This window comes from Flavobacterium sp. FPG59 (assembly GCF_002150205.1).
In the GTDB taxonomy this organism is placed as follows: Bacteria; Bacteroidota; Bacteroidia; order Flavobacteriales; family Flavobacteriaceae; genus Flavobacterium.
Genome location: NZ_MTCA01000154.1, coordinates 1 through 7,499, shown reverse-complemented (window position 1 = coordinate 7,499; position 7,499 = coordinate 1). Strand labels below are relative to the sequence as shown.

Below are 7,499 nucleotides of genomic sequence, written 5' to 3'. Positions count from 1 at the left end.
ATAGTGTAGTGATACTAAAGGTAAATTTTAATTGTATAAAAAGTGGAAGCCATTCGGTAAAAAAAATTTGGTCAGCAAAAAAAATTTAATTTGACTTAGTTAATATAGTCTAATGCAAGCACTGTAAAACTTAATCCTCATCCTTTAAAAAATACTTCAAAGCAGCACCCTTTCATTTTGAGATAACATTTTAAAATCAGATTTTAAGTATATTTTTTCACTTAACATTTACAAATAAATGGAAATAGAGATCATACAAAACAAAATATTTGAGATTAGAGGTCAAAGAGTAATGCTTGATTTTGATTTAGCCTTGTTGTATAACGTAGAAAATAAAGCATTAAAACAAGCAATTAGAAGAAACATTACTCGATTTCCTGAAGATTTTATGTTTGAACTATCAGAAATAGAGTTTAATAGTTTGAGGTCACAAATTGTTACCTCAAAAAGAGGAGGTGTTAGGTACATGCCTTTTGCCTTTACAGAACAAGGAATAGCGATGCTTTCAAGTGTTTTAAGTAGTGAAAAAGCGATAGCAATAAACATCTCAATAATAAGAGCTTTTGTTACGCTCAGACAATTTAATTTGACCTACAGTGAACTAAAAGAAAGAATTGTGGCAATAGAAAGCCAATTTCCAGATATTTATAAAGCTTTAAATTATTTAGTTGATAAAGATATAAATATTATCAATGAAATTGAAAGAAATAAAATTGGTTATAAAAACGACATACAACGGGACGAACCCTAGCCCTGATAGCAGTGGAAATCCTTTTAGCGCCGCGGCGAATAAAAGATTGTAACAAATAGCAGGAAATAGCTCCTAAAAAATTAAAAAATACATCAAATGGAAATCAAACAAAACATTCTAGATGCGGTAAATGAGTGGCTTACACCAACATTTGATAACGCTACACAAGTGGCTGTAAAAGAGATGATATCTAATTCTCCAAAATATTTAGAGGAAAGTTTTTACAAAAACTTAGAATTTGGAACTGGAGGAATGCGCGGTGTAATGGGCGTAGGAAACAACCGTATTAATAAATATACACTTGGAAAAAGCACACAAGGATTGTCAAATTACTTGCACACTACTTTTCCGAACCAACCATTAAAAGCAGTTATTGCTTACGATTGTAGAAAAAACAGTGATACGCTTGCAAAGGTGGTTGCTGATGTTTTTTCGGCAAACGGGATTGAAGTATATTTATTTTCGGAATTGAGACCTACACCAGAATTGTCTTTTGCAGTAAAACATTTGGGATGCCAATGCGGAATTGTACTTACGGCATCTCACAACCCACCTGAATACAACGGATACAAAGTATACTGGCAAGATGGTGGTCAAATTGTTCCGCCACAAGACAAAGGTATTATTGATGTTATTGAAAAATTGACCTACGATCAAATTCAGTTTACAGCAAATGAAGATTTAATTCATTATGTTGACACCGCTATTGATGCCGCATTTATAGCCTCATCTATTGCAAATGCAAGTTTTAACACTTTGCAAACAGCAAAAGACGATTTAAATATTGTGTTTACCTCATTACATGGTACCTCAATAACTATCATCCCTGAAACTTTAGCTCAAGCTGGTTATAATAATGTACATATTGTTGAGGAACAACGCGTGCCAAATGGAGATTTCCCAACAGTAAAATCGCCAAATCCTGAAGAGCCAGAAGCATTGACGATGGCACTTGAATTGGCAGATAAAACCCAAGCAGATATTGTTGTGGGTACTGATCCAGATTGTGACAGATTAGGAGTTGCTGTGCGAAATAACGAGGGTAAAATGGTATTGTTGAACGGAAATCAAACTATGGTTTTGATGACCGCATTCTTGCTAGAGCAATGGAAAAAAGCTGGAAAAATTAACGGAAAACAATTTATTGGTTCTACGATTGTATCGACTCCTATGATGATGGAACTTGGCACCAATTATGGCGTAGAATGCAAAGTAGGTTTGACCGGTTTTAAATGGATTGCCAAAATGATCAAAGATTTCCCAGAACTAGAGTTCATAGGTGGTGGCGAAGAGAGTTTTGGATATATGGTGGGAGATGCTGTACGCGATAAAGATGCTGTTGCAGCAACACTTTTGGTTTGCGAAATGGCGGCTCAAGCCAAAGCCAATGGAAGTACTGTATACCAAGAACTAGTTAAATTGTATGTAGACAACGGTTTTTACAAAGAACACTTGGTATCAATCACTAAAAAAGGAATGGAAGGTTTGCAGGAAATCACACAAATGATGATTGACTTACGTGAAAATCCTTTGAAAGAAATCAACGGCGAAAGAGTGATCATGGTAGAAGATTACCAATCAAGTATTGCTAAAAACTTATTGGATGGTACTGAATCAACCATGACGATTCCAAAATCTAATGTATTGATTTACTATACCGAAGACGGTTCTAAAATATGTGCTCGACCAAGTGGTACCGAACCAAAAATTAAATTTTATATCAGTGTAAATACTACACTAAATGCTGTTGAAGATTTTGAAGAAGTAGAAGCAATTCTGGACCAAAAAATCGCCAACATTATTACTGCAATGCAATTAAACTAATGGATCCAAACATAAAAAAATTAATACCTTTTACAAAACCCTATCAATCACATATTATTTGGAATGTGATTTATAATATTTTGTATGCTTTGTTTAGTACAATATCTTTATTGACCTTATTTCCAGTTTTGCAGGTGCTTTTTAGGAAAACAGAAGATGAAGAAGAATTTACTCAACCTGTATACAAAGGACTAGCTTATCTTAAGGAATATGTAATAGAATATATAAACTTTAAAGTTTCATCTTTACAAGAAAATGAAAGCACTGAGGTTGTTTTATTGCTTGTGGTAGCCATGGTCATCACTACGTTTTTCATTAAAAACTTATTCAACTATTTGGCTTCCTATCACATCATGCACTTAAAAAACGGTGTATTGAAGGATTTGAGAAGATCTATGTATGCCAAAATTATTGAATTGCCTATCTCCTACTATTCTGAAAAAAGAAAAGGTGATATGATGGCGCGCATGCTAGGCGATGTCAACGAGGTTCAAAACTCATTTTTCTCCATTTTAGAATTGGTAGTAAAAGAACCTTTAACTATTATTTTTGCATTGGGAACGATGTTTGCCATAAGTGCCAAATTAACATTATTCGTACTGATTTTCATGCCTATTTCGGGTTACATCATTTCTAAATTAGCTAAAAATTTAAGAAGCCAATCCAGAGAAGCACAAAAAGAAAGTGGCTCTTTAATTTCTGTAGTTGAAGAAACTTTAGGTGGTTTAAAAGTTATAAAAAGCTATAATGCCGAACCTTCTTTTAAAGGTCGCTTTAATGAATCTGTCACTCGTTTGTTAAATTTAAACAACAGTATCGGAAGCCGAAATAACTTAGCCACACCATTAAGCGAATTTCTGGGAGTAACTACGATTGCAATTTTGCTTTTTTACGGAGGAATTTTAGTTTTAAATGATAAAACAATTGATGGCGCTTCGTTTATTGTGTATTTAACAATGGCATTCAATATTTTAACTCCAGCCAAAGCCATTTCAAAAGCATCTTATTCTGTGAAAAACGGTTTGGCTGCTGCTGAACGTGTTTTTGAGGTTTTAGATGTGGAAAACGAAATCACATCTAAAGAAAATGCTGTTCAAAAAGATGCATTTGAATCGGATATCACTATTTCAAACATCAACTTTAAATACGAAGACGAAAAAGTGCTAAAAAACTTTTCGTTGCAAGTAAAAAAAGGACAAACGGTGGCGCTTGTTGGACAATCTGGTAGCGGAAAAAGTACCATTGCTAATTTACTAACTCGTTTTTATGATGTAAATGAAGGTACGATTTCAATTGACGGAACAGACATTAAGGATCTTGATTTGCAATCGTTACGTGGTTTAATGGGATTGGTAACACAAGACAGTATTTTATTTAATGATACCATCAAAGCCAATATAGCATTGGGAAAACCAAATGCTACCGATGAGGAAATTATTGAAGCTTTGAAAATTGCGAACGCCTTTGAGTTTGTACAAGATCTACCAAAAGGAATTCACTCGAACATTGGCGACAGTGGAAATAAATTATCTGGAGGACAAAAACAACGTTTGTCTATCGCTCGTGCAGTTTTGAAAAATCCACCGATTATGATTTTGGATGAAGCAACCTCAGCATTGGATACCGAAAGCGAAAAATTTGTTCAAGTTGCACTTGAGAACATGATGCAAAACAGAACTTCAATTGTTATTGCTCATAGATTATCCACAATTCAAAAAGCAGATGTCATTGTCGTGATGCAAAAAGGAAAAATTGTAGAGCAAGGAAACCACGAAGAATTGATTGCGCTGCAAGGTGTTTACAATAAACTAGTGAGTTTGCAATCGCTTGAGTAGTTAAAATCGACAACTCAGCATTGAGGTAAGACATTTCAGTATATATTTTTTAAAGGTTACGTAAGATAGCAATATATTTACGTAACCTTTTTCATTTAAAACAATCTGTTATGCTATTCAAAATTATCTTAGTGCTGCACATTCTTTCTGGTTTTACCGGTTTACTATTGGGTACCGTTGTTTTAATTCGTAAAAAAGGGGACCGAATTCATAAAAGAATTGGTTTGATTTTTACCGTAGCAATGGTCAGCACCGGATTGTGTGCTTTTTACTTATCGTACGTACATCCTAATTTATTTCTTTTTATCGTGGGTGTTTTTACAATTTACTTGGCGGTTTCGGGGTACAGAATGATACAATTAAAAAAAGCCCATTTGGGTCAGAAACCGCAACTTGGCGATGCATTGTTAACGATTGCCATGTTGATTTGTTCAGCGATTTTTTATTACATTGGCATTCGTTATGTATTAGCCAAACAAGTTTTTGGTATCGTATTTCTACTATTTGGAACTGCTAGTTTACGATTGTGCTACATAGAGTATAAAGCCTACATAGGCAAAGTTACCGATTCTTTATACAGTTTAAAAAATCATATTGGCCGCATGACAGGTGCCTATATTGCTGCGTTTACGGCTTTTATTGTAGTCAACAATACTTTTTTACCAGATGTGGTTGCTTGGAGTTTACCTGGCATTTTAGGCGGTATTTTTATTTCACGATCGATTAAAAAACTAAAATCAAATCCAAAAAATATTTAGTTATGAAAAGAATTTTTGCAGCAATATTATTCTTGAGTTTTTCAGTTGTCAATTACGCTCAAAACACAAAAATAGATTCGATTCCGTTTAGCTTAAAATCAAGTTTACTGATTTTTAAAGGAAAACTAAACGGAGTACCAACCGACTTTATGTTAGACACTGGTGCTGCATTGGGTGTGGTTCCAACAAGCAAAGCGAGCGCGGCTAATATTAAGATTTCTGGAATAAAAAATATCACTGATAGTAACGAAAATCAAAACAGCATGCAATCAGCAGTTATAGAAACGGTTACTATTGGTACATTTAATATACATAACGTAAAAAGCATCGTACATGACATGCCTTTTCTATCTTGCACAGAAACCTATTTGCTTGGCGCCAATGCCATTAATAAACTAAATTGGAAAATTGATTTTGACAAAAAACTGTTATACGTTTCTGACGCTGTGTTTGAACCCTCTATCGAAATGCTAGGAGTACCAATTGTTTATAAAAGCAACAGGCATTTTACTGCCATTACGATTCAAGGTACTACATTAAAAAATTGTTTGATCGATACTGGTTACAACGATTTTCTTGAAGTTCCAACTAATGAACCTGTACTTAAAAAGCTGAAAAAAGACCTTAAAAATGATATTATTAGTAGTTCAAGAATAAGCATGAGCCTTTCTGAGATGAAAATAAATACTTTTGAAACGCTTTCCTTTGACAACTTAGTACTTGGAAATAAACGCTTTGACAATGTAAAAACAGATAGTAGACCCGATATTGAAAAAAAGATAGGAATTAAATTTTTCTCCCAATTGACTTCTGTTACAGTAATGAATAACAATACGTCAACCTATCATTTGCAATTGTCTAAAAAACCTATTTCCTTGCAATTGAGTTTTGATGCTGATGTGTTTCTGAAAAATGGCAAATTGGTAATCACCGGAAAAAGCAATCTAGCAGAAAGCACAGCAAAAGACTTAACAATTGGAGAAGAAATTCTATCAGTTAACGGACGCAAAGCAGCCGACTTTAAAAATGAATGCGATTTTATTTCTTGGCGTATAGAAGCTAATACAAATGACACAATGGAACTAATACTGGCAAATGGCAAAAAAATAACGCTAAAAAAACAAATTCTTAAATCGTAAGTAAAAAAAATTGATGAACTTTACATAAAAGCATTTCCTATAAATTAAAGCTATGTATGTTAACAACGCATCGATTAAACTTCCAGATGACCCAAACACAGTAGTTTGGAAATACCTAGACTTATCTAAATTTCTAGATTTATTGCTTTCGCAATAGCTATTCATGTCGCGCTCTGATAAGTTTGAAGATCAATACGAAGGTACTTTTAGTGAGCCCACTTTTGAAGAAATCAAAAAATTATCTCAAGACAATCCTGATTTTTTAAATTACTACAAAAAGCATCGCGAAAAAGTAGCTATTAGCAGTTGGCACATTAATGAATACGAATCGTTTGCAATGTGGCAAATTTTTACACAAAATACCGAAGGACTTGCCATACAATCTACTTTGGGCCGTTTGCAAAAGGCACTGCATTTAGAAAACGACAGCAAACAATTTATTGGCGAGGTCAACTATATCGATTATAAAAAAGAACACATTCCGTTTGATGATTTGTTTTTCCCGTTTTTGTTCAAAAGAAAAAGTTTTCAGTATGAGCGCGAAGTACGCATCATAACTGATATTGGCGAAAGTGAAATCAAATTAAACGAAGGGCTTAAAATAAATGTCGAGGTGACTACTTTGATTGAAAAAATATACATTCACCCAAAATCTGAGAATTGGTACAAAAACCTAGTTATTCAACTAGTTAAACAACTTGGTTTTGATATTGAAATAGAAAAATCAGATTTAGAAAGTGATATCTTGATTTAATCACAACATGAAAAAATTAAAAATTTTATCTATTTTACTTAATTTAGATTCCTTAAAATTTAAAGGTAAACTTTCATAATCACTTTATTTCATGTATAATCATTTAAGATATTGTTAAATCAATCATAAAAAACAATCAAACCACAACTATAATTTACTTAAAATAAGTATAATTTATTTATTAAATTGCTGTATTTTCGTATCCAAACTGTAACAAATTCTAAACCTAAATAAATATAAATGATTCTAAAGAACTTGACTAACGAGGAACTAATTATAGAATACAAAAAAAGAAAATCAGCTTTCACATTTGCGTGCCTTTATATTGGAATTTTTATTGGTATTGCAGTTTGGAGTACCGTGACAAATGGACTCGGATTTTTCACTTTCTTACCTATTTTAGTGGGATATTTTTTTAGAAAAGCAGCTTTAGATCAC

The 7,499-nt window shown here is 33.1% G+C and carries 6 protein-coding genes and 1 pseudogene; all 7 read left to right on the top strand.

Going from position 1 to position 7,499, the window contains the following annotated elements; all coding sequences use genetic code 11:
* The first annotated feature begins 238 nt into the window (after window positions 1-238).
* On the top strand, window positions 239-751 hold the full coding sequence (locus FPG59_RS12030; RefSeq protein WP_086454840.1) for an ORF6N domain-containing protein: 513 nt from the start codon (window positions 239-241) through the stop codon (window positions 749-751).
* 96 nt (window positions 752-847) lie between these two features.
* Complete coding sequence (locus tag FPG59_RS12025) at window positions 848-2,575, top strand: phospho-sugar mutase (protein ID WP_086454839.1); 1,728 nt, start codon at window positions 848-850, stop codon at window positions 2,573-2,575.
* The gene (locus tag FPG59_RS12020; protein WP_086454838.1) at window positions 2,575-4,410 is read left to right on the top strand and encodes an ABC transporter ATP-binding protein; all 1,836 of its coding nucleotides are present in this window, start codon (window positions 2,575-2,577) and stop codon (window positions 4,408-4,410) included. The genes FPG59_RS12025 and FPG59_RS12020 overlap by 1 nt, the downstream gene beginning before the upstream one ends.
* 110 nt (window positions 4,411-4,520) lie before the next feature.
* Window positions 4,521-5,168: a hypothetical protein gene (locus FPG59_RS12015; RefSeq protein WP_086454837.1), complete on the top strand. Its 648-nt coding sequence runs from the start codon at window positions 4,521-4,523 to the stop codon at window positions 5,166-5,168.
* 2 nt (window positions 5,169-5,170) lie between these two features.
* On the top strand, window positions 5,171-6,307 hold the full coding sequence (locus FPG59_RS12010; protein WP_086454836.1) for an aspartyl protease family protein: 1,137 nt from the start codon (window positions 5,171-5,173) through the stop codon (window positions 6,305-6,307).
* A gap of 52 nt (window positions 6,308-6,359) precedes the next feature.
* Window positions 6,360-7,061: pseudogene (locus FPG59_RS12005) on the top strand (hypothetical protein).
* Between the two features lie 240 nt (window positions 7,062-7,301).
* On the top strand, window positions 7,302-7,499 hold a 198-nt coding region (locus FPG59_RS12000; RefSeq protein WP_086454835.1), incomplete at its 3' end, for a hypothetical protein.

Coding starts and splice junctions, on each gene's coding strand:
- FPG59_RS12030 (WP_086454840.1), top strand. CDS start 239: ATGGAAATAGAGATCATACAAAACAAAATATTTGAGATTAGAGGTCAA.
- FPG59_RS12025 (WP_086454839.1), top strand. CDS start 848: ATGGAAATCAAACAAAACATTCTAGATGCGGTAAATGAGTGGCTTACA.
- FPG59_RS12020 (WP_086454838.1), top strand. CDS start 2,575: ATGGATCCAAACATAAAAAAATTAATACCTTTTACAAAACCCTATCAA.
- FPG59_RS12015 (WP_086454837.1), top strand. CDS start 4,521: ATGCTATTCAAAATTATCTTAGTGCTGCACATTCTTTCTGGTTTTACC.
- FPG59_RS12010 (WP_086454836.1), top strand. CDS start 5,171: ATGAAAAGAATTTTTGCAGCAATATTATTCTTGAGTTTTTCAGTTGTC.